Raw genomic sequence first — 227 nt, forward strand, 5'->3', positions numbered from 1 at the left:
ATGTCGATACTCAACATAAAAGGTAACGCCTAAAATTCATTCTTGAGGCACCAATTTTAGTGCCTCAATTAAAAGGTATTTATATTACATAATGCTTAATGCAAAGAAGATAGCTACTAAGGTTGCACTCATTAAGTTAGATAATGTCCCAGCCATTACCGCTTTTAAACCTAAACGAGCGATTTCAGGACGACGTGATGGAGATAATACGCCTAGTCCACCTAATA

General features: G+C 36.6%; 1 protein-coding gene. It reads right to left on the reverse strand.

The annotated features are described in order from the left end of the window. Positions 1-84: 84 nt before the first annotated feature. The coding region (locus V6256_RS15580) for a nucleoside transporter C-terminal domain-containing protein (protein ID WP_341599144.1) at positions 85-227 on the reverse strand (143 nt) is incomplete at its 5' end.

Origin of the sequence: Psychromonas aquatilis (genome assembly GCF_038155185.1) — a bacterium.
GTDB lineage: Bacteria > Pseudomonadota > Gammaproteobacteria > Enterobacterales > Psychromonadaceae > Psychromonas > Psychromonas aquatilis.